This window comes from Enterobacter oligotrophicus, from assembly GCF_009176645.1.
GTDB classification, from domain to species: domain Bacteria; phylum Pseudomonadota; class Gammaproteobacteria; order Enterobacterales; family Enterobacteriaceae; genus Enterobacter; species Enterobacter oligotrophicus.
Window position 1 is genome coordinate 1,640,692 of sequence record NZ_AP019007.1, and the last position, 18,889, is coordinate 1,659,580.

Genomic DNA, 18,889 nt, shown 5'->3' on the forward strand with positions numbered 1-18,889 from the left:
CGGAGAAGAACATGATCAAGCTCGGCATCGTGATGGACCCCATCGCAAATATTAACATCAAGAAAGATTCCAGCTTCGCCATGCTGCTGGAAGCGCAGCGTCGGGGCTATGAACTCCACTATATGGAGATGAACGACCTTTACCTGATCAACGGTGAAGCCCGCGCACGCACCCGCATTGTTAACGTCGAGCAGAACTACGATAAATGGTACGAATTCGGTACCGAGCAGGACATTACGCTTGCCGACCTCGATGTGATCCTGATGCGTAAAGATCCGCCGTTCGACACCGAATACATCTACTGCACCTATATTCTTGAACGCGCAGAAGAGAAAGGAACGTTGATCGTCAATAAACCGCAGAGCCTGCGCGACTGTAACGAAAAGCTCTACACCGCGTGGTTTTCTGACCTGACGCCGGAAACGCTGGTGACCCGCAGCAAGGCACAACTGAAAGCGTTCTGGCAAAAGCACAGCGATATCATCTTAAAACCGCTGGACGGCATGGGCGGCGCGTCCATCTTCCGCGTCAAAGAAGGCGATCCAAACATTGGCGTGATTGCGGAGACACTGACCGAGCACGGCAGCCGTTACTGCATGGCGCAGAATTACATTCCTGCCATCGTCGACGGTGACAAGCGTGTTCTGGTGGTTGATGGTGAACCGGTCCCTTACTGCCTGGCACGTATCCCGCAGGGCGGCGAAACCCGCGGCAACCTGGCAGCCGGTGGTCGTGGCGAACCGCGCCCGCTTACCGAAAGCGACTGGGAAATTGCCCGCCGCGTTGGTCCAACGCTCAAAGCCAAAGGTCTGATCTTCGTTGGCCTGGATATCATCGGCGATCGCCTGACCGAAGTGAACGTCACCAGCCCGACCTGCATTCGTGAGATTGAAGCGGAATTCCCGGTTTCGATCACCGGGATGCTGATGGACGCTATCGAAAAACGTTTACAGAAATAACCTGTGACAGCGCCTGCGTTTGTCCCCATACTGGGCGCTGTCGCTTTTTAAACCAGGAAACAGAACCTCTGACAATGAATTTACAGCATCACTTTCTTATTGCCATGCCTGCTCTCCAGGACCCAATTTTCCGCCGCGCTGTGGTTTATATTTGTGAATACAATGAAGACGGTGCGATGGGGATTATCATCAACAAGCCGCTGGAAAACCTGCAGGTTGAAGGGATTCTGGACAAACTGAAAATCACGGCTGAGGAGCGTCTGCCTGAAATCCGCCTTGATAAGCCAGTGATGCTGGGTGGGCCTCTTGCAGAAGATCGTGGTTTTATTCTGCATACGCCGCCGATCTTTTCTTCCAGCATACGTATCTCTGATAACACCGTGATCACGACCTCGCGCGACGTGCTTGAAACGCTGGGCACCGCCAGTCAGCCTTCCGAGGTACTGGTTGCGCTGGGCTACGCCTCCTGGGAGAAGGGCCAGCTTGAACAGGAAATTCTGGATAACGCCTGGCTGACCGCCCCTGCGGACATGAACATCCTGTTTAAAACGCCGATCGCCGATCGCTGGCGTGACGCCGCAAAACTGATTGGCATCGATATTCTGACCATGCCGGGCGTAGCGGGGCATGCATAATGAGCGGAACGCTGCTTGCCTTTGATTTTGGCACCCGAAGCATTGGCGTCGCGGTCGGTCAACGCATCACCGGTACGGCGCGCCCGTTAACGGCCCTGAAAGCCAACGACGGTACGCCAGACTGGAATCTTATTGAGCGTCTGCTCAAAGAGTGGCAGCCGGACGACGTGATTGTCGGGCTCCCTCTGAACATGGACGGCACCGAACAACCGCTTACCGCCAGAGCGCGGAAGTTCGCCAACAAAATCCACGGACGCTTTGGCGTATCAGTGAAGCTGCACGACGAGCGACTCAGCACCGTTGAAGCACGTGCTGGTCTGTTTGAACACGGTGGATTCAGGGCTCTCAATAAAGGCAGCGTCGACTCTGCCTCTGCCGTCATCATTCTCGAAAGCTATTTCGAACAGGGTTTCTGAGTCGCCGGGGCTACAGTCGCCCCTGCGCCCTTCTTTCCGCCAGGCTCTGGTCGAAATTCTGCATCCCTGCCTGCTGACCGGTTTGTATGATGCCGGGCAATTGCCACGTTTTTCCTTCGCGGATGAGATTTGCCGCCGCCGATGTGTTCACCAGCAACTCATAAAGCGCAACGCGCCCACCCTGAATATCCTGACGCAGCTTTTGCGCCAGTACCGCACGCAGGCTACCCGCCAGCTGGTTACGCACCGGATCTTTCTCCTGCGCCGGGAAGGTATCCACCAGCCGTTCGATAGCCTGCGGAGCGCCGCGTGTATGCAGCGTCGCCAGCACCAGATGGCCAGTTTCCGCCGCCGTGAGCGCCAGGCGGATGGTTTCGCTGTCGCGCAGTTCGCCCAGTAAAATGACGTCCGGATCTTCACGTAGCGCACTGCGTAGCGCCTCGGCAAATGACGGAGCGTGCTGACCTATCTCCCGTTGCTGAATCAGGCAACGTTCACTCTGGTACATAAATTCCACCGGATCTTCGAGCGTCAGAATATGCCCGTCAGTATGATGGTTGAGAAAATCGACCATCGCCGCGAGCGTGGTGGATTTACCGCTTCCGGTCGCCCCTGTGACCAAAATCAGTCCGCTGTCATTGGATAGCAGCTCCGGGATCGCCCGCGGCACACCCAGCGTGGAGAGTTGCGGGCAGGAAAGCGGCAACAGCCGAAGCACGACTGAAATCCCCTTCATGTGGTTAAACGCACTACCGCGCAGGCGCTGATTGCCTGCGAGCGTGACGGCAAAATCTACCTGCCCGTTTGCCCACCACGCCCCCTGCTGCTCATCGCTGAGCCACGTTTTTAATAGCGCTTCCACGTCAGGCGAGGGAAACGGCGCAGGCTCAAGACGCCCTAATCTGCGCCAGCGCGGGGGGGAATCACTGCACAGGTGTAGATCGGAGACGTTATGCTTTACACTAAGGGCCACAATTTCTTCCATATCCATACATTACTCCTCGGAAAATGAACGACATTGCGCATAACCTGGCACAGGTCCGGGACAAAATCTCAGCCGCTGCAACACGTTGCGGCCGTGCTTCAGAAGAAGTTACGTTACTTGCAGTCAGTAAAACGAAGCCTGCGAGCGCTATCGCAGAAGCGATTGATGCGGGCCACCGGGCGTTTGGTGAAAACTATGTGCAGGAAGGCGTGGATAAAATTCGCCACTTCCGGGAACGGGGAAATACGGATCTGCAATGGCACTTTATTGGCCCGCTGCAGTCGAACAAAAGCCGTCTGGTGGCGGAGCATTTCGACTGGTGCCATACCATTGACCGTCTGCGCATTGCGACGCGTCTGAGCGAGCAGCGTCCGGCAGAGATGCCTGCACTTAACGTGCTGATTCAAATCAATATCAGTGATGAAAACAGCAAGTCCGGCATTGCCCTGAGCGAGCTGGATGCGCTGGCCGCAGAGGTGGCCGCCCTGCCGCGCTTAACCCTGCGCGGGCTGATGGCAATCCCGGCACCTGAGTCAAGTTATGAAAGGCAGTTTGCCGTGGCACAGCAAATGGCTGTAGCATTTGAAGCGCTAAAGGCGCGCTATGACACGGTAGACACGCTTTCTCTGGGCATGTCGGATGATATGGAAGCCGCCATCGCGGCAGGCAGCACTATGGTTCGCATCGGCACGGCAATTTTTGGTGCGCGCGATTACACAAAAAAATAAGGAAACCTGAGGAACGCCATGAAGACGTTGACTTTCCTGCTTTCAACGGTCATTGAGCTGTATACGATGGCGCTTTTACTGCGCGTCTGGATGCAGTGGGCCCGTGTTGATTTTTACAATCCGTTCTCGCAGTTTGTCGTGAAAATCACGCAACCTGTTGTCGGGCCTTTACGCCGCATTATTCCGGCGATGGGTCCGATTGACAGTTCATCTCTGCTGATGGCGTTTATTCTGAGCGTTATCAAAGCGATCGTGCTGTTTATGGTCATCACCTTCCAGCCGATTATCTGGATTGCTGCCGTCCTGATTCTGGTCAAAACCGTCGGGCTGCTGATCTTCTGGGTACTGCTGGTGATGGCAATCATGAGCTGGGTAAGCCAGGGGCGTAGTCCGGTGGAATATGCGCTGATCCAGCTGGCAGAGCCGCTGCTGCGTCCAATTCGTAATCTGCTGCCTTCAATGGGCGGCATCGATTTTTCGCCAATGATCCTTGTTCTGCTGCTGTATGTGGTCAATATGGGGATCGCTGAGCTGTTACAGTCAACTGGCAACATGCTGCTGCCGGGGCTGTGGATGGCGCTATGAGTGCAGTAAGCACCTGCGCTGACGGGCTGGTTTTACGGCTGTATATTCAGCCGAAAGCCAGTCGCGACAGTATTGTTGGGCTGCATGGCGACGAGTTAAAAGTCGCCATTACTGCCCCGCCCGTGGACGGCCAGGCGAACGCGCACCTGACCAAATATCTGGCAAAACAGTTTCGCGTCGCTAAAAGCCAGGTCATCATTGAAAAAGGTGAGCTTGGGCGGCATAAACAGGTAAAAATCCTCAATCCGCAATCTATCCCGACGAAAGTCGCGGCTCTGACAGAACAGGACTAAACCATGCAGAAAGTTGTTCTCGCTACCGGCAATGCCGGTAAAGTGCGCGAGCTGGCCTCGCTTTTAAATGATTTTGGGCTGGATGTGGTGGCGCAGACCGAGCTTGGCGTGGAGTCCGCCGACGAGACGGGCCTGACGTTTATCGAAAACGCGATCCTGAAAGCGCGCCATGCCGCGCAGGTTACCGGCCTGCCCGCGATTGCCGACGACTCCGGGCTGGCCGTTGATTTTCTCGGCGGTGCGCCGGGGATTTACTCTGCACGCTATTCCGGCGTGGACGCGACCGACCAGCAGAATCTGGAAAAGCTACTTGTTGCCCTGAAAGACGTACCTGACGCACAGCGTACCGCGCAGTTCCACTGCGTGCTGGTCTATATGCGTCATGCGGAAGACCCGACGCCGATCGTCTGCCACGGCAGCTGGCCAGGCGTGATTACCCGTGAAGCGGCTGGCAACGGCGGCTTCGGCTACGACCCGATCTTCTTTGTCCCGACCGAGGGCAAAACCGCTGCGGAACTGACCCGCGAAGAAAAAAGCGCGATTTCCCACCGTGGACGCGCCCTGAAATTGTTACTGGAAGCATTACGTAATGGCTAATTTGCCACCTCTGAGTCTTTATATTCACATCCCGTGGTGCGTGCAGAAATGCCCGTACTGCGATTTCAACTCGCACGCGCTGAAGGGCGAAGTGCCGCATGATGACTACGTTGCGCATCTGCTGGCCGACCTGGACGCTGATGTACCTTACGCACAGGGACGTGAAGTTAAGACCATTTTCATTGGTGGCGGTACGCCGAGCCTGCTTTCTGGCCCGGCGATGCAAACGCTGCTGGATGGCGTGCGTGCGCGCCTGAAGCTGGCTGCGGATGCTGAAATTACGATGGAAGCCAACCCCGGCACCGTTGAGGCCGACCGGTTTGTCGAGTACCAGCGTGCGGGCGTAAACCGTATCTCCATCGGCGTGCAGAGCTTTAGCGAGCCGAAGCTGAAACGTCTGGGGCGCATTCACGGCCCGGAAGAGGCGAAGCGTGCGGCAAATCTGGCGACGGGGCTTGGCCTGCGCAGTTTCAACCTCGATTTGATGCACGGCCTGCCAGATCAGTCGCTCGAAGAAGCGCTGGATGATTTACGCCAGGCGATTGAACTGAATCCGCCGCATCTGTCGTGGTATCAGCTCACCATTGAGCCGAACACGCTGTTTGGCTCTCGCCCGCCGGTGCTGCCGGATGACGATGCGCTGTGGGATATCTTTGAGCAGGGCCACCAGTTGTTAACCGCTGCGGGCTATCAGCAGTACGAAACGTCCGCCTACGCGAAGCCGGGTTATCAGTGTCAGCACAACCTGAACTACTGGCGCTTTGGTGATTATCTGGGCATTGGCTGCGGCGCGCATGGCAAAGTGACTTTCCCGGACGGGCGCATTCTGCGTACCGCCAAAACACGTCATCCGCGTGGGTATATGGAAGGCCGCTACCTGGAGCGTCAGCACGATGTCGAAGCAGTAGATAAGCCGTTTGAATTCTTTATGAACCGCTTTCGCCTGCTGGAAGCCGCGCCGCGTAAGGAGTTTACGCTCTATACCGGGTTGCCGGAGTCAGTGATTCGTCCACAGATTGACGAAGCGCTGGCGCAAGGGTATCTCACGGAATGTGAGGAATACTGGCAGATCACCGAGCACGGCAAACTGTTCTTAAACTCCCTTCTTGAGCTGTTCCTCGCGGAAGATTCCTGAAGGCTGATTCAGGATTTTGCATCCCGTTCTGCCGGCTGAGGAAAAGGCTGGCAGAATGTGGAGATGGAAATTATTCGTTCATACGCAAAGCAGCTCAGATGCGAGCTAACGCAGGAAGAAAGGCGGTTATGGTATGTACTGCGCAGCCGCCGTTTCGAAAATTATAAATTTCGTCGCCAACATCCGGTAGGTCACTACATTCTGGATTTTGCCTGCTGCGCGGCTCGTCTGGCTATAGAACTGGATGGCGGACAACATGAGGAAAATCATGAATATGATCGCCAAAGGACGGTGTGGTTAAACCAAAAGGGCTGGTACGTTATTCGATTCTGGAACAATGAACTAAGGAATAACGAAGAGGCGGTCTTAGAAAAGATCCTTGAAACGCTGCAAATGCTGCAACCCTCACCCCGGCCCTCTCCCTGAAAGGGAGAGGGAGCAAACCATCCCCTCGCCCCTTTGGGGAGAGGGTTAGGGTGAGGGGAAATTACTTCAACGTCCCCACCAGCGCCTTCCGGCTATCTTCTAATGACACCACGCGTTTACACACGTCTTTCCCGAACTGCTGGAAATCCTCTTCCTGGTTCTTCCATTCGTTCTGAATTGAAGTCTGCAAACCGCCCAGGCTGCCCAGCACGCCCTGCAGTGGGTTACCGCCGCCTTTCAGCACGGCTTTTGCCCCCATCTCGTTGATGCTGTCCTGCAGGATGCCGCCCATCGCCTGGTTCACCAGCTGCTGGCCGTCGGCACGCACCTGATCAATCGCTTTATAGTGGAACGTCAGGCCGTCGGTGCGATGCTCGATAATACGGTTCATCTGCTCTTTCAGCTGTTTGTCCAGCTTCGTCAGACGCGTGCGCATGTTGCTGCTTTCACCCACCTCTTTGGTGATGATCTTATCCAGCGCCACGCGGCTTTTCTCCACGCGGGTCAGCGCGCCTTCGTCAATCCACGGCAGTGCGGTGCGCAGCTCGGCCTGATAATCTTTCGCCTGCTCACGCTGCGCGGCGGTGAGGTTTTGCGGTTTGCCGTTAAAGGTCACGTTGCCATCCGGCGTAATCACCAGATCGCCATTCTCACCTTTGACCTGCACGGTTTGCGGGCTTAACACCACGTCATCACGCGGGGTGACGCTACATTTATACTCCGCATGGGCGGTGAATCCGGTTGCCATTAGTGCAACAGCCAGCAACGTTTTGCGCATCATAAACACTCCCTCAGACAAAATGGGCCAGCTAATGCTGGCCCCGTACTGCTTAATTAGTCCCACCAAACGTCGAAAAGTTCGCTGATGCGCACATCTTCGAATTTGCGGTCTTCAAGCCATTTGCGCACGGCGGCCTGATGTTCTTCGGTGCATTTACCCACTTCCTGGGTGCAGATCAGACCTTCCCACGCCAGATAGCCGCTACCGTCGAAGGCCAGCTTGTTTGGCTCGATCACTTCGTTAATGAACGCATCAACGTCCTGATCGATCTGTTCCACACTGGTGCCTTCAGGGAAACGCCAGGCAACGGAGAAGCCCACTTCCTGGAATTCTTCGATGTGCATCTTTTTACGCAGACGACGGCTACGATTCTTTGCCATTATTTCACCCTCTCGAACATTAAGTCCCATACGCCGTGACCAAGTCGATGGCCACGCTGTTCAAATTTTGTCACCGGACGTGAATCCGGACGCGGTACATAGTCGTTGCTCGCTGACTGGTTTTTATAGCCATCCAGCGACGACATCACTTCCAGCATATGTTCCGCATAAGGTTCCCAGTCGGTCGCCATGTGGAAAACGCCGCCCAGTTTTAACTTGCTTTTCAGCAGCTCTGCAAACGGTGCCTGAACGATACGGCGTTTATTATGACGTGCTTTGTGCCACGGGTCAGGGAAAAAGAGCTGAACCATGTTCAAAGAATTGTCAGGAATCATTTTGTGCAGCACTTCTACCGCGTCGTGACACATCACGCGCAGGTTTTCCACGCCCTCTTCATGGGCCGTTGCCAGACACGCGCCGACGCCAGGCGAATGCACCTCAATGCCGAGGAAGTTCTGCTCCGGGCGCGCTTTTGCCATGGTCACCAGCGACGTGCCCATACCGAAGCCAATCTCCAGCGTGACAGGCGCGTCGCGGCCAAACAGCTCAGTAAAGTCGAGTGGCTGCTCGCTGAACTCAACGCCCATCACCGGCCAGTAGTTGTCCAGCGCGTGTTGCTGCCCTTTAGTCAGGCGGCCCTGACGGCGGACAAAGCTGCGAATCCGGCGCAGCGGGCGACCGTTTTCATCAAATTCCGGTGAAATGACGTCGTTTTTCATAAAAGAGTTGTCTGCTTGTGAGAGTGTTCGGGAAACGGGCATTATCCAAAGTTAAGGCTTCTATGCAAGCATGGGAAAGATCCGGTTTACAGCAGATTAACGCTGTGCTGCAATCTGCCTCCCTGATTATGCGAATCGATGACCATGCAAGCCTCTCAATTTTCAGCCCAGGTGCTGGACTGGTACGACAAATACGGGCGCAAAACCCTGCCCTGGCAAATTGAAAAAACGCCGTACAAAGTATGGCTCTCCGAGGTGATGTTGCAACAAACGCAGGTCGCCACGGTCATTCCTTACTTTGAACGTTTTATGGCACGCTTCCCGACGGTGACCGATCTGGCCAACGCGCCGCTGGACGAGGTGCTGCACCTGTGGACCGGTCTGGGCTACTACGCCCGTGCGCGTAATCTGCACAAAGCGGCGCAGCAGGTGGCAACGCGCCATAACGGTCAATTTCCGGAAACGTTCGACGAGGTGGCGGATCTCCCCGGCGTCGGGCGCTCCACTGCAGGCGCAATTCTCTCTCTATCTTTAGGCAAGCACTTTCCCATCCTCGATGGCAACGTGAAACGCGTGCTCGCGCGCTGTTATGCCGTTGACGGCTGGCCGGGTAAGAAAGAGGTCGAAAAACGCCTGTGGGAGATCAGTGACGCGGTTACGCCGGCGAAAGGCGTCGAGCGTTTTAACCAGGCGATGATGGATCTCGGCGCGATGGTCTGCACACGTTCTAAACCGAAGTGCGAACTCTGCCCGGTGAACAACCTGTGCGTCGCCTGTGCCAACCATTCATGGTCACAATATCCCGGTAAAAAACCGAAGCAGACGCTGCCGGAGCGCACCGGCTATATGCTGCTGATGCAACACGGTGATGAGGTCTTTCTGGCGCAGCGTCCACCGAGCGGCCTGTGGGGTGGTCTATACTGCTTCCCACAGTTTGAAAGTGAAGACTTGCTGCGGGAATGGCTTAAACAGCGCGGGATTGCGGCTGATAACCTCACGCAACAGACGGCGTTCCGTCATACCTTCAGCCATTTCCATCTCGATATTGTGCCCATGTGGCTTCCCGTGTCCTCATTCACCTCATGCATGGATGAAGGCACCGGTCTCTGGTATAACTTAGCGCAACCGCCATCAGTCGGGCTGGCGGCTCCCGTGGAGCGCCTGTTACAGCAATTACGTGTCGGTGCAATGGTTTAGCACCGGCAGATAAAAGAGGAATGAGTATGGCCAGAACCATTTTTTGTACTTTCCTGCAGCGTGACGCTGAAGGCCAGGACTTCCAGCTCTACCCAGGTGACCTGGGTAAGCGCATCTATAACGAGATCTCCAAAGAAGCCTGGGCGCAGTGGCAGCATAAGCAAACCATGCTGATTAACGAGAAAAAACTCAGCATGATGAACCCGGAACATCGCAAACTGCTGGAACAGGAGATGATTAACTTCCTGTTCGAAGGCAAAGACGTGCACATCGAAGGCTATACGCCACCGGAAAAATAATATCGCGCTGCTGATGCCCGGCGGCGCTTCGCTTGCACGGGCCTACGGTTTTGTAGGCCAGGTAAGCGCAGCGCCATCCGGCGAAAGCAACGACTAAGCAAACACAACACGCACTCCCGGAATGATGAAAAAATTTTTAGCGCTAGCGCTTGTTGCGCCGTTGCTTGTGTCTTGTTCTTCAAATAAAGGCGATGATTACAACGAAGCCTGGGTTAAGGACACCAACGGTTTTGACATTCTGATGGGGCAATTTGCCCACAACATCGAGAACATTTGGGGATTTAACGAAGTTCTTATTGCCGGACCGAAGGACTACGTTAAGTACACCGACGCTTATCAGACCCGTAGCCACATCAACTTTGATGACGGTACGATCACCATTGAAACCATTGCAGGCACTGAGCCTGCGGCACGTTTACGTCAGGCGATTATCAAAACATTGCTGATGGGTGACGATCCTGGTTCTATCGATCTCTACTCCGATGCCGATGACATCACCATCTCCAAAGAGCCGTTCCTCTACGGGCAGGTGGTCGATCAGACCGGCCAGCCGATCCGCTGGGAAGGCCGCGCGTCTAACTTTGCCGACTACCTGCTGAAAACGCGGCTGAAAAGCCGTTCCAACGGCCTGAAGATTATCTACAGCGTCACCATCAACCTGGTGCCGAACCACCTCGACAAACGTGCGCATAAGTACCTGGGCATGGTGCGTCAGGCCTCGCGTAAATATGGCGTGGATGAGTCACTGATCCTGGCGATTATGCAGACCGAATCATCGTTTAACCCCTACGCGGTGAGCCGTTCCGACGCGCTGGGGCTGATGCAGGTTGTGCAGCACAGCGCCGGTAAAGATGTCTTCCGCGCGCAGGGTAAATCCGGCACGCCGAGCCGCAGCTATCTGTTTGACCCGCAGAGCAATATTGATACCGGCACCGCCTATCTGGCGATGCTGAACAATGTCTATCTGGGCGGAATTGATAACCCGACGTCACGTCGCTATGCGGTAATCACCGCGTATAACGGTGGCGCGGGCAGCGTGCTGCGCGTCTTCTCGAATGACAAAGTGCAGGCCGCGAACATCATTAACAGCATGGCACCGGGAGATGTCTACTCAACGCTCACCACCCGCCATCCGTCGGCGGAATCCCGGCGCTACCTCTACAAGGTAAATACGGCGCAGAAGAACTATCGTCGTCGATGATCGGCTCATACTCTCCCACAGGGAGAGTATGTTCTGCTTCCCCTCTCCCTGTGGGAGAGGGTCAGGGTGAGGTCATCAGGCCGCATCCCCATCCATACGAAAACGTTATTTGCATCACAATCCAGACTGCAAATTAATGTGGATTGCATTTTTTTGCGGGAGGTAACAAAACATAACGTCGCCTGCTGATAGAATTGCATCAAATAACAACCCTGAATGTTCCTATAACAACATATCTTCCGCTCACTTGTGAGGAAAGTAACATGAACCTTAAGCTGCAGCTTAAAATATTGTCGTTTCTGCAGTTCTGCCTGTGGGGTAGCTGGCTGACTACACTCGGCTCCTATATGTTTGTGACGCTCAAGTTCGATGGCGCGTCAATCGGTGCCGTCTACAGCTCGCTCGGTATTGCGGCTGTCTTCATGCCAACGCTGCTCGGTATCGTGGCGGATAAGTGGTTAAGTGCGAAATGGCTGTATATGCTTTGCCACCTTGTGGGTGCGGGGACGCTGTTTATGGCGGCCGAAGTGACCACGCCGGGGGCGATGTTCATGGTGATCCTGCTGAACTCGCTGGCCTATATGCCGACGCTTGGCCTGATCAACACCATCTCCTACTACCGCCTGAAATCGGCCGGTATGGATATCGTTACCGATTTCCCACCCATCCGTATCTGGGGCACCATCGGTTTTATCATGGCGATGTGGGGCGTGAGCTTCGCGGGCTTCGAACTGAGCCATATGCAGCTCTATATCGGTGCTGCGCTCTCCGTGGTACTGGCGGTATTTACCCTGACGCTGCCAACCATCCCGGTTTCTAACCAGCAGAAAAACCAAAGCTGGAGCACCATGCTCGGCCTGGACGCATTCGCGCTGTTCAAAAACAAACGCATGGCGATCTTCTTTATCTTCTCCATGCTGCTGGGTGCGGAACTGCAGATCACCAACATGTTCGGCAACACCTTCCTGCACAGCTTCGATAATAACCCGCTGTTCTCCGGCAGCTTTATCGTTGAACACGCGTCGGTGATGATGTCCATCTCGCAGATCTCGGAGACGCTGTTCATCCTGACCATCCCGTTCTTCCTGAGCCGCTACGGCATCAAGAACGTTATGCTGATCAGTATCGCCGCGTGGATGTTGCGCTTCGGTCTGTTCGCCTACGGCGACCCAAGCCCGTTCGGTACCGTGCTGCTGGTTCTGTCGATGATTGTTTACGGCTGCGCCTTCGACTTCTTCAACATCTCCGGTTCGGTGTTTGTGGAAAAAGAGGTGAAGCCTGAAATCCGCGCCAGTGCGCAGGGCATGTTCCTGATGATGACCAACGGCTTCGGCTGTATTCTGGGCGGTGTGGTGAGCGGTAAAGTGGTTGAGATGTATACCACCAACGGCATCACCGACTGGCAGCCGGTGTGGCTTATCTTCGCGGGGTACTCGCTGGTGCTGTTCTTCGCGTTTATCGCGCTGTTCAAGTACAAGCATGTACGCGAACCGCACGGTGCGCAGCCGATCGCGCATTAATCTGTGCGATGTGTGCCCGGTGGCGGCTTCGCCTTACCGGGCCTACAAAAACACCGTTCACAGGCCGGGTAAGCGTTAGCGCCACCCGGCTATTTTATTGCAGAAAGCACCCACCCCACCGACAGCAAATCCGCGCTGCCGCCCGGACTCAGGTTTCGTTCAATCAATGCGTTATCCATCTTAAGCAACGCCTCGCGATCCCAGCCATTCGCCAGCAGTTCCCGCGCATAACCCTGGACATAGCGCAGCCCTTCAGTGCCGCCGCGCGAAACGAGATTACTGTCCTGATTGATCGCCATCAGGCACAACAGCAGCCTGTGAAGCGATCGTCCTTTCCACATATCCAGCGCCTTACGCACCGTGGCAAAACCGCTCTCTGCCTCGCCGCGCGCGCCGGTTAAACCATATTGCTGATACTGCCTCTCGCCCGCCGTTGCATGCCCGCTGCGTGCTACCAACTCACGCGAAATCAGACCGTTGCAGATGTTACTTATCTCACAACAGAGGCTGTCTGCGGATACATTTTTCACACGCCCGGCAGCGAAGCAAAGCAGACCGAGGGCGAAAATCCCGCCTTTGTGCGTATTCACGCCGTTTGTCGCAACGTACATCGCCTGCTCGCAGGCCATCCCCATCGGGCGGATAATACGTAGCTGCTCAGACGCCGGTTTATCCGCATGGACATTGCCCAGCTCAGCAAAGCGCGCAAACCACGGCGTAATCGCCGTAATACTGCGAACAAACAGCGCGTGGTCCATATCGCGATGGGAACCGTTGTTGAGCTTGTCCACCAGCCCCGGTTTCGGCGTCAGTTCCAGCTCCTGCCACAGCGCCTCTGCGGCAAGTGCGGGCACACTAAGCGTGCACGGTTTAGTCGCGAGCAAACCAGTCATCGATCATCTTCTCCACGCGAGCCACGACCTCATCAACAGGGTGGTTACGCGAACGGGAACAGGCATGCGCAGGCTCGTCGCAAATCAGGCACCGACGCAAATGCGCACCTAAAGACTGACGCCCGACGTGACCGTTTTCAGGGCAAATCACATCCAGATCCCACAGCCTGCCGAGCGGATGCGTCTGCTCCAGCTCTGCGCAGTGCGCTTTAATTTCCGCGGCCGGATGAGCCACGCACCACAGCGCTTCCGGCCCAGTCGGGAGCCACAGCACCTGGCGGTCCAGCACCAGCCAGCGGTTCTCCCACAGCAACTGGTCGCACATCTGCAGCGCCACGCCCATGGTGTTGCGATAGCGCTGGCTGTCTTTAATCTCCCCCGGTGTGACCAGGGTGAGGGAAATCACCGGTTGTTGATAGTGCGTAAGCCAGTCAGTCTGGCGTGCTGCGCGGCGCTCTTTCGCCGCCAGCAGTTCATCCAGGCTGACACCCGCCCGCACGGGTGTCGCTATGTTCATATTTACTCCTTTACCTGCCGGACGGTGTCAATCACGCTGCCATCGCGATAGCGGATCACACCCACGATTTTGTCAGTAAATTCAATCGGTTTTGGCATACCCGTGAGTGAGACAGCCCGCTCATACAGCGCGTTGATATCCACAACGTTAAGGCCAGCCGCCAGCAGCCGCCCGCGGATCTCCGGGCGCGCCGGGTTGACCGCAATCCCATGATCGGTGACCAGCACGTCGATGCTCTCCCCCGGCGTGAGGCACGTAGTAACGCGCTTCACCACCGTCGGAATACGGCTACGCAACAATGGCGCGACCACAATGGTCAGGTTGGCTGCAGCGGCCACGTCGCAGTGCCCGCCGGACGCGCCGCGCATCACGCCATCGGAGCCGGTGATGACGTTGACGTTGAAATCAACGTCGATTTCCAGAGCGCTGAGGATCACCACGTCGAGCTGGTCGCAGCTTGCCGCCTTGCTGCCGGGGTTGGCGTAGACGTTGGTAGAGATCTCCACATGGTTCGGGTTGCGCGCCAGCGAGGCCGCCGCCTGGCCGTCAAAGCACTGGGTGTCGAGCAGCTTTTCAATCAGCCCCTTCTCGTGCAGATCTACCAGGCTGCCGGTGATGCCGCCAAGTGCAAAGCGCGCCTTCACGCCGCTACGCTCCATCTTCTCTTCCATAAACCGCGTGCAGGCGGTCGCCGCCGCGCCGGAGCCGGTCTGCATCGAGAAGCCCGGTTTGAAGTAGCCGGAATGTTCAATCACGTCTGCCGCATAGCGGGCGATCATCAGCTCGCGCGGGTTGCTGGTGACGCGCGCCGCGCCGACGCTGATTTTCGCCGGGTCGCCCACGCTCTCCACCTGCACGATGTAGTCCACCTGGTCCTGTACCAGGCTGGCGGGCATATTGGGGAACGGCACCAGTTCTTCGGTGAGCAGCACCACCTTGCGGGCAAAGTGCGCGTCCACCATGGCATAGCCCAGCGAGCCGCAGCACGATTTGCCGTGCGTGCCGTTGGCATTGCCAAACTCATCGCTGCACGGCACGCCGAGAAACGCCACGTCGATATTCAGCTCGCCGTCCTGCAGCAGTTTGACGCGCCCACCGTGGGAGTGAATTTGCACCGGCTCGTCCATCAGCCCGTGGGAGATAGCGTCCGCCAGCCTGCCGCGCATGCCGGAGGTATAAATCCGGGTGATGACGCCGCTTTCGATATGCTCAATCAGCGCGTCGTTGCAGGTCATCAGCGAGCTGGAGGCCAGCGTCAGGTTTTTGAAGCCCATCCGCGCCAGCAGCGCCACAACGGTGTTGATCACCCGGTCGCCTTCGCGAAACGCATGGTGGAAGGAGATGGTCATCCCGTCCTGCAGGCCGCTTCGCATCACCGCCTCTTCAATGGAGGTGCAGAGCTTGCGGCTGTGCTTCGCCTCGCTGTCCGCCAGCCACGGCGTCGCGCTGTGGGCGGTATCAAAGGGTTTTAAGTCCCGCAGATGGGGGAAATTCACGTGAAGAAGTTCTGTCTGATTCATTCTGTCATCCTTACCGACGCACGCCGGAGGCCGCCGCGCGCTCCAGCACGACCTGCGCGTGGTTAATAATCGGGGCGTCGACCATTTTGCCGTTGAGCGATACCACGCCCAGGCCGTTACGTTCGCCCTCTTCTGCGGCTTCGATCACCCGCTTCGCGTGCTCGACCTCCTGCAGGGTTGGCGCATAGGCGTTATGCAGCAGGTCAATCTGGCGCGGGTTAATCAGCGACTTACCGTTAAAGCCCATCTTGCGGATCAACTCGACCTCGCGCAGGAACCCGGCCTCGTCGTTAACGTCTGACCACACCACGTCGAAGGCATCGATGCCAGCGGCGCGGGCGGCGTGCAGCACAGCACAGCGGGCGTAGAACAGTTCGGTACCGTCGCCGCGCTCGGTCTGCATGTCCATCACGTAGTCAAAGGCGGCCAGCGCGATGCCGATTAAGCGCGGAGAGCTGCGGGCAATCGCCACGGCGTTGATCACGCCCACTGCCGATTCAATCGCGGCCATGACGCGGGTTGATCCCACGTCGCGCCCGCATTCGCGCTCAATGCGCGCCAGGTGACCTTCCAGCTCGTCGATATCATCCGGCGTGTCGGTTTTCGGCAGGCGGATCACGTCCACCCCCGCCCGCACGGCGGCTTCCAGATCCAGCAGGCCAAACGGCGTGCTGAGCGGGTTAATGCGCACCACGGTTTCGATATCCTGATACATCGGATGCTGCAGCGCGTGGAACACCAGCATCCGCGCGGTATCTTTCTCGCGCAGGGCGACGGCGTCTTCAAGATCGAACATGATGGAGTCAGGACGGTAGATAAACGCGGTTGAGAGCATGGCGGCGTTAGCCCCCGGCAGGAACAGCATACTGCGGCGGAGTTTGCTCATTTCAGCGCCCCCCAGTTGATAGCCTGTTCATCGGCGGCACGCATTAGCGCGCTTTGCAGGCGGGCGCGGATCACACAGTCCAGCGCCCCTTTGTCTTCAATAATGATTAATCCCTGGTGCACGTTCATCGTGCGCAATGTCTCGTCAACGACATGGCGGATCTGCTCGCCAAACTGCTTAATCACTTCACTGTGGATGACAATCTCCAGCTCGCCGTCGGCGGGGGCGATTTTCACCATCAGGTCGCTGGACTCCTGCGTACCGGCCAGCGCCTCCCTAACAATTTTCATGATAATTTCCTGATAGTTATGCGACTTCCGCGCTGTAGTGCGCTTCGAGATGCGCGAAAGTGGATTCCGGGACAATCTCCCGAATGCGGGAAAACTGCTGTGTCCTGAGTAAACGGCGCACTTCCGAGGCCGAAATGGCGTTGCCGGTGGCCTTGATGCGCGGCATCTCCACCACGTCAATATGCGAGGCCAAAAGGTCGTGCAGCGTCTGGTTGTACTGGCGGGTGATATCGCAGAACGGCTCCGAGCCGATAAAGCGATGGGTGATCCCCAGCGCCGGGGCGATGAAGTCACGGAAGATCAGCACGTCGATTTCACTCCATGCCTGCTGCACTTTGCCGGTCTCCTTCAGGAAGTAGGCCGGAAAAGTGGCGCGGGAGATGATGTACTGCGAGCCTTCATGCACTGACACATTCGTCAGATGCGCCACGCCCAAACGCACCATCTCCAGACGCGCGCTGAACGGGAAGAACGAGGCATCTTCACGCACCACAAACAGGTGCAGGGCATCGCACTGCCGCGCCGCCTGCTCCACCAGATGTCGGTGGCCGAGGGTGAACGGATTGGCGTTCATTACAATCGCGCCGATTTTCTCCCCACACTTACGCTTCGCGGCAAGCGAGCGGCAGTAACGCGCGATCCCCTGCGGCGTGTTCTCCATCAGCACCGCGTTGTTCCCGCTCTGGGCAATCGGCCAGAAACCGCTGCGGCCAAAGCGCTCCTTGTTGCACGGGCGAGTGCAGAGGAAGAGGTGAAAATGGCCGCGCTCCAGCGCGGCATTCTCTACCTCTGCCAGCAACCGCGCGCTGAGATTCTCGCCGCGCAGCTGCTCGTTGACCGCCACGCATTTGATGACGTTGGTAGCAAGCCCGGCGCAACCCACCAGCTGCGAGCCGGACCAGGCTTCGACAAACAGCTCGATGTCATTGTCGAGGCCCAGGCCGCTGTCTGCCAGCAGGTAACGGATCTGGCTCAGGCGTTCCGGATGTTTCGCCACAAGCGTGTGGCGAAAATCGATAGTGGGTTGACTGTTCATGCCGCGTTTCTCAGTGTGCTGCCGCAAGCCCGGTGGCTGGCGCTTCCATGATCACATTACTCAGATGACCGATATGCTCGATCTCCACCTCAATGCGGTCACCCTCTTTCATAAACAGCGGCGGATTACGTTTTTTACCCACGCCACCAGGGGAGCCGGTAATGATCACATCGCCTGGGCTGAGCCGGGTGAAGGTGCTGATGTACTCGATCAGTTCCGCAACCTTGTGGATCATGCTGCTGGTGTTGTCCTCCTGCACCATGCGCCCGTTCAGCCAGGTACGGATTGCTAACTGATGCGGGTCCGGGATCTCGTCCGCCGTTGCCATCCACGGGCCAAACGCGCCAGTCTGACGCCAGTTTTTCCCGGCGGTAAACCACGTGTGCTGCCAGTCACGGGCGGAGCCGTCCATATAGCAGCTGTAACCTGCCACATGGCGCAGCGCGTCGTCGCGGCTGATGTTCTCGCCACCTTTACCGATGATCACCGCCAGCTCGCCTTCGTAATCGAATTCACTGGAATGGCGTGGTTTCAGTACCGGTTCATTGTGGCCGGTCTGCGAATCCGGGAAGCGGACAAACAGCGTCGGAGCCGGGTTGTGCTGGTCAAACTCCTTGCGCTTGTCGGCATAATTCATGCCCACGCAAAGGATTTTCTCCGGCTGCTCAATCACCGGTAAAAAGGTGATGGCGCTCATCGGCACATCCACCGCATCGTTGAGATAACGGGTGGCCTGCGCCAGCCCGTTGCCCTGCAACAGCGCTTTGAGGTCGCTGTAGCGGTCACCCAGACGGCGACCTAAATCAATCACACCTTCGGCCTGGACGATGCCGTAGCTGCGTTTTCCCTGATATAAAAAACTTGCGAGTTTCATTGTTGTTTCCTGAAGAC

General features: G+C 56.8%; 24 protein-coding genes. 13 read left to right on the plus strand and 11 right to left on the minus strand.

Annotated features, from left to right (window positions below; genetic code table 11):
* Nucleotides 1–11 precede the first annotated feature (11 nt).
* The 3 genes from gshB to ruvX all read left to right on the plus strand — a co-directional run bounded on the left by gshB (nucleotide 12) and on the right by ruvX (nucleotide 2,010).
* Complete coding sequence (gene gshB, locus EoCCA6_RS07755) at nucleotides 12–959, plus strand: glutathione synthase (RefSeq protein ID WP_152082187.1); 948 nt, start codon at nucleotides 12–14, stop codon at nucleotides 957–959.
* A 74-nt stretch (nucleotides 960–1,033) separates the two neighbouring features.
* Complete coding sequence (locus tag EoCCA6_RS07760; RefSeq protein WP_152082188.1) at nucleotides 1,034–1,594, plus strand: YqgE/AlgH family protein; 561 nt, start codon at nucleotides 1,034–1,036, stop codon at nucleotides 1,592–1,594.
* Nucleotides 1,594–2,010 carry a Holliday junction resolvase RuvX gene (gene ruvX, locus EoCCA6_RS07765; RefSeq protein ID WP_152082189.1) on the plus strand — a complete coding sequence of 139 codons (417 nt, stop codon included), beginning with the start codon at nucleotides 1,594–1,596 and terminating at the stop codon, nucleotides 2,008–2,010. The genes EoCCA6_RS07760 and ruvX overlap by 1 nt, the downstream gene beginning before the upstream one ends.
* Nucleotides 2,011–2,020: 10 nt before the next feature.
* On the opposite strand, the gene EoCCA6_RS07770 is transcribed toward ruvX, so the two are convergent.
* Nucleotides 2,021–3,001, minus strand: a complete 981-nt coding sequence (locus EoCCA6_RS07770; RefSeq protein WP_152082190.1) for a type IV pilus twitching motility protein PilT — start codon at nucleotides 2,999–3,001, stop codon at nucleotides 2,021–2,023.
* A 17-nt stretch (nucleotides 3,002–3,018) separates the two neighbouring features.
* Here EoCCA6_RS07770 and EoCCA6_RS07775 point away from each other — a divergent pair, with 17 nt between their 5' ends.
* The 6 genes from EoCCA6_RS07775 (at nucleotide 3,019) to EoCCA6_RS07800 (ending at nucleotide 6,759) form a co-directional block, all read left to right on the plus strand.
* The gene (locus EoCCA6_RS07775; protein ID WP_152082191.1) at nucleotides 3,019–3,723 is read left to right on the plus strand and encodes a YggS family pyridoxal phosphate-dependent enzyme; all 705 of its coding nucleotides are present in this window, start codon (nucleotides 3,019–3,021) and stop codon (nucleotides 3,721–3,723) included.
* 18 nt (nucleotides 3,724–3,741) lie between these two features.
* Nucleotides 3,742–4,308, plus strand: coding sequence for a YggT family protein (locus tag EoCCA6_RS07780; RefSeq protein ID WP_152082192.1), 567 nt, complete (start codon nucleotides 3,742–3,744; stop codon nucleotides 4,306–4,308).
* Nucleotides 4,305–4,601, plus strand: coding sequence for a DUF167 family protein YggU (yggU, locus tag EoCCA6_RS07785; protein WP_152082193.1), 297 nt, complete (start codon nucleotides 4,305–4,307; stop codon nucleotides 4,599–4,601). Before EoCCA6_RS07780 ends, yggU begins: the two co-directional genes overlap by 4 nt.
* A 3-nt stretch (nucleotides 4,602–4,604) precedes the next feature.
* Nucleotides 4,605–5,198: an XTP/dITP diphosphatase gene (locus EoCCA6_RS07790; RefSeq protein ID WP_152082194.1), complete on the plus strand. Its 594-nt coding sequence runs from the start codon at nucleotides 4,605–4,607 to the stop codon at nucleotides 5,196–5,198.
* Nucleotides 5,191–6,333: a radical SAM family heme chaperone HemW gene (gene hemW / locus EoCCA6_RS07795; protein ID WP_152082195.1), complete on the plus strand. Its 1,143-nt coding sequence runs from the start codon at nucleotides 5,191–5,193 to the stop codon at nucleotides 6,331–6,333. The genes EoCCA6_RS07790 and hemW overlap by 8 nt, the downstream gene beginning before the upstream one ends.
* A 63-nt stretch (nucleotides 6,334–6,396) precedes the next feature.
* The gene (locus tag EoCCA6_RS07800) at nucleotides 6,397–6,759 is read left to right on the plus strand and encodes an endonuclease domain-containing protein (RefSeq protein ID WP_152082196.1); all 363 of its coding nucleotides are present in this window, start codon (nucleotides 6,397–6,399) and stop codon (nucleotides 6,757–6,759) included.
* Nucleotides 6,760–6,820: 61 nt separating this feature from the next.
* On the opposite strand, the gene EoCCA6_RS07805 is transcribed toward EoCCA6_RS07800, so the two are convergent.
* Genes EoCCA6_RS07805 through trmB form a run of 3 tightly spaced genes read right to left on the minus strand, consistent with a single transcriptional unit; the run spans nucleotide 6,821 to nucleotide 8,639 of the window.
* The gene (locus EoCCA6_RS07805; protein WP_152082197.1) at nucleotides 6,821–7,540 is read right to left on the minus strand and encodes a YggN family protein; all 720 of its coding nucleotides are present in this window, start codon (nucleotides 7,538–7,540) and stop codon (nucleotides 6,821–6,823) included.
* Between the two features lie 53 nt (nucleotides 7,541–7,593).
* The gene (locus tag EoCCA6_RS07810) at nucleotides 7,594–7,920 is read right to left on the minus strand and encodes a YggL family protein (protein ID WP_152082198.1); all 327 of its coding nucleotides are present in this window, start codon (nucleotides 7,918–7,920) and stop codon (nucleotides 7,594–7,596) included.
* Complete coding sequence (gene trmB / locus EoCCA6_RS07815; protein ID WP_112009851.1) at nucleotides 7,920–8,639, minus strand: tRNA (guanosine(46)-N7)-methyltransferase TrmB; 720 nt, start codon at nucleotides 8,637–8,639, stop codon at nucleotides 7,920–7,922. The genes EoCCA6_RS07810 and trmB overlap by 1 nt, the downstream gene beginning before the upstream one ends.
* 144 nt (nucleotides 8,640–8,783) lie before the next feature.
* Between trmB and mutY the strand changes: the two genes are divergently transcribed.
* The 4 genes from mutY to EoCCA6_RS07835 all read left to right on the plus strand — a co-directional run bounded on the left by mutY (nucleotide 8,784) and on the right by EoCCA6_RS07835 (nucleotide 12,856).
* Nucleotides 8,784–9,836, plus strand: coding sequence for an A/G-specific adenine glycosylase (mutY, locus tag EoCCA6_RS07820; RefSeq protein ID WP_152082199.1), 1,053 nt, complete (start codon nucleotides 8,784–8,786; stop codon nucleotides 9,834–9,836).
* Nucleotides 9,837–9,862: 26 nt separating this feature from the next.
* The gene (locus EoCCA6_RS07825; RefSeq protein ID WP_152082200.1) at nucleotides 9,863–10,135 is read left to right on the plus strand and encodes an oxidative damage protection protein; all 273 of its coding nucleotides are present in this window, start codon (nucleotides 9,863–9,865) and stop codon (nucleotides 10,133–10,135) included.
* A gap of 124 nt (nucleotides 10,136–10,259) precedes the next feature.
* Nucleotides 10,260–11,336, plus strand: coding sequence for a membrane-bound lytic murein transglycosylase MltC (gene mltC / locus EoCCA6_RS07830; RefSeq protein WP_152082201.1), 1,077 nt, complete (start codon nucleotides 10,260–10,262; stop codon nucleotides 11,334–11,336).
* Between the two features lie 263 nt (nucleotides 11,337–11,599).
* Nucleotides 11,600–12,856 (plus strand): nucleoside permease, encoded by a 1,257-nt coding sequence (locus EoCCA6_RS07835; RefSeq protein WP_152082202.1) that lies wholly within the window; start codon nucleotides 11,600–11,602, stop codon nucleotides 12,854–12,856.
* Nucleotides 12,857–12,945: 89 nt separating this feature from the next.
* Here EoCCA6_RS07835 and citG read toward each other — a convergent pair whose 3' ends face one another.
* The 7 genes from citG to EoCCA6_RS07870 are packed head-to-tail and all read right to left on the minus strand — an operon-like array spanning nucleotide 12,946 to nucleotide 18,872.
* Nucleotides 12,946–13,749, minus strand: coding sequence for a triphosphoribosyl-dephospho-CoA synthase CitG (gene citG, locus EoCCA6_RS07840; RefSeq protein WP_152082203.1), 804 nt, complete (start codon nucleotides 13,747–13,749; stop codon nucleotides 12,946–12,948).
* On the minus strand, nucleotides 13,727–14,266 hold the full coding sequence (gene citX / locus EoCCA6_RS07845; protein ID WP_152082204.1) for a citrate lyase holo-[acyl-carrier protein] synthase: 540 nt from the start codon (nucleotides 14,264–14,266) through the stop codon (nucleotides 13,727–13,729). Before citX ends, citG begins: the two co-directional genes overlap by 23 nt.
* A 2-nt stretch (nucleotides 14,267–14,268) precedes the next feature.
* The gene (gene citF, locus EoCCA6_RS07850; protein ID WP_152082205.1) at nucleotides 14,269–15,786 is read right to left on the minus strand and encodes a citrate lyase subunit alpha; all 1,518 of its coding nucleotides are present in this window, start codon (nucleotides 15,784–15,786) and stop codon (nucleotides 14,269–14,271) included.
* A gap of 10 nt (nucleotides 15,787–15,796) precedes the next feature.
* Nucleotides 15,797–16,672, minus strand: a complete 876-nt coding sequence (gene citE / locus EoCCA6_RS07855) for a citrate (pro-3S)-lyase subunit beta (RefSeq protein ID WP_152082206.1) — start codon at nucleotides 16,670–16,672, stop codon at nucleotides 15,797–15,799.
* Complete coding sequence (gene citD / locus EoCCA6_RS07860) at nucleotides 16,669–16,962, minus strand: citrate lyase acyl carrier protein (protein WP_152082207.1); 294 nt, start codon at nucleotides 16,960–16,962, stop codon at nucleotides 16,669–16,671. The genes citE and citD overlap by 4 nt, the downstream gene beginning before the upstream one ends.
* A 16-nt stretch (nucleotides 16,963–16,978) precedes the next feature.
* Nucleotides 16,979–17,998: a [citrate (pro-3S)-lyase] ligase gene (gene citC, locus EoCCA6_RS07865; RefSeq protein WP_152082208.1), complete on the minus strand. Its 1,020-nt coding sequence runs from the start codon at nucleotides 17,996–17,998 to the stop codon at nucleotides 16,979–16,981.
* Nucleotides 17,999–18,008: 10 nt separating this feature from the next.
* On the minus strand, nucleotides 18,009–18,872 hold the full coding sequence (locus tag EoCCA6_RS07870; RefSeq protein WP_152082209.1) for a fumarylacetoacetate hydrolase family protein: 864 nt from the start codon (nucleotides 18,870–18,872) through the stop codon (nucleotides 18,009–18,011).
* Nucleotides 18,873–18,889: the final 17 nt, after the last annotated feature.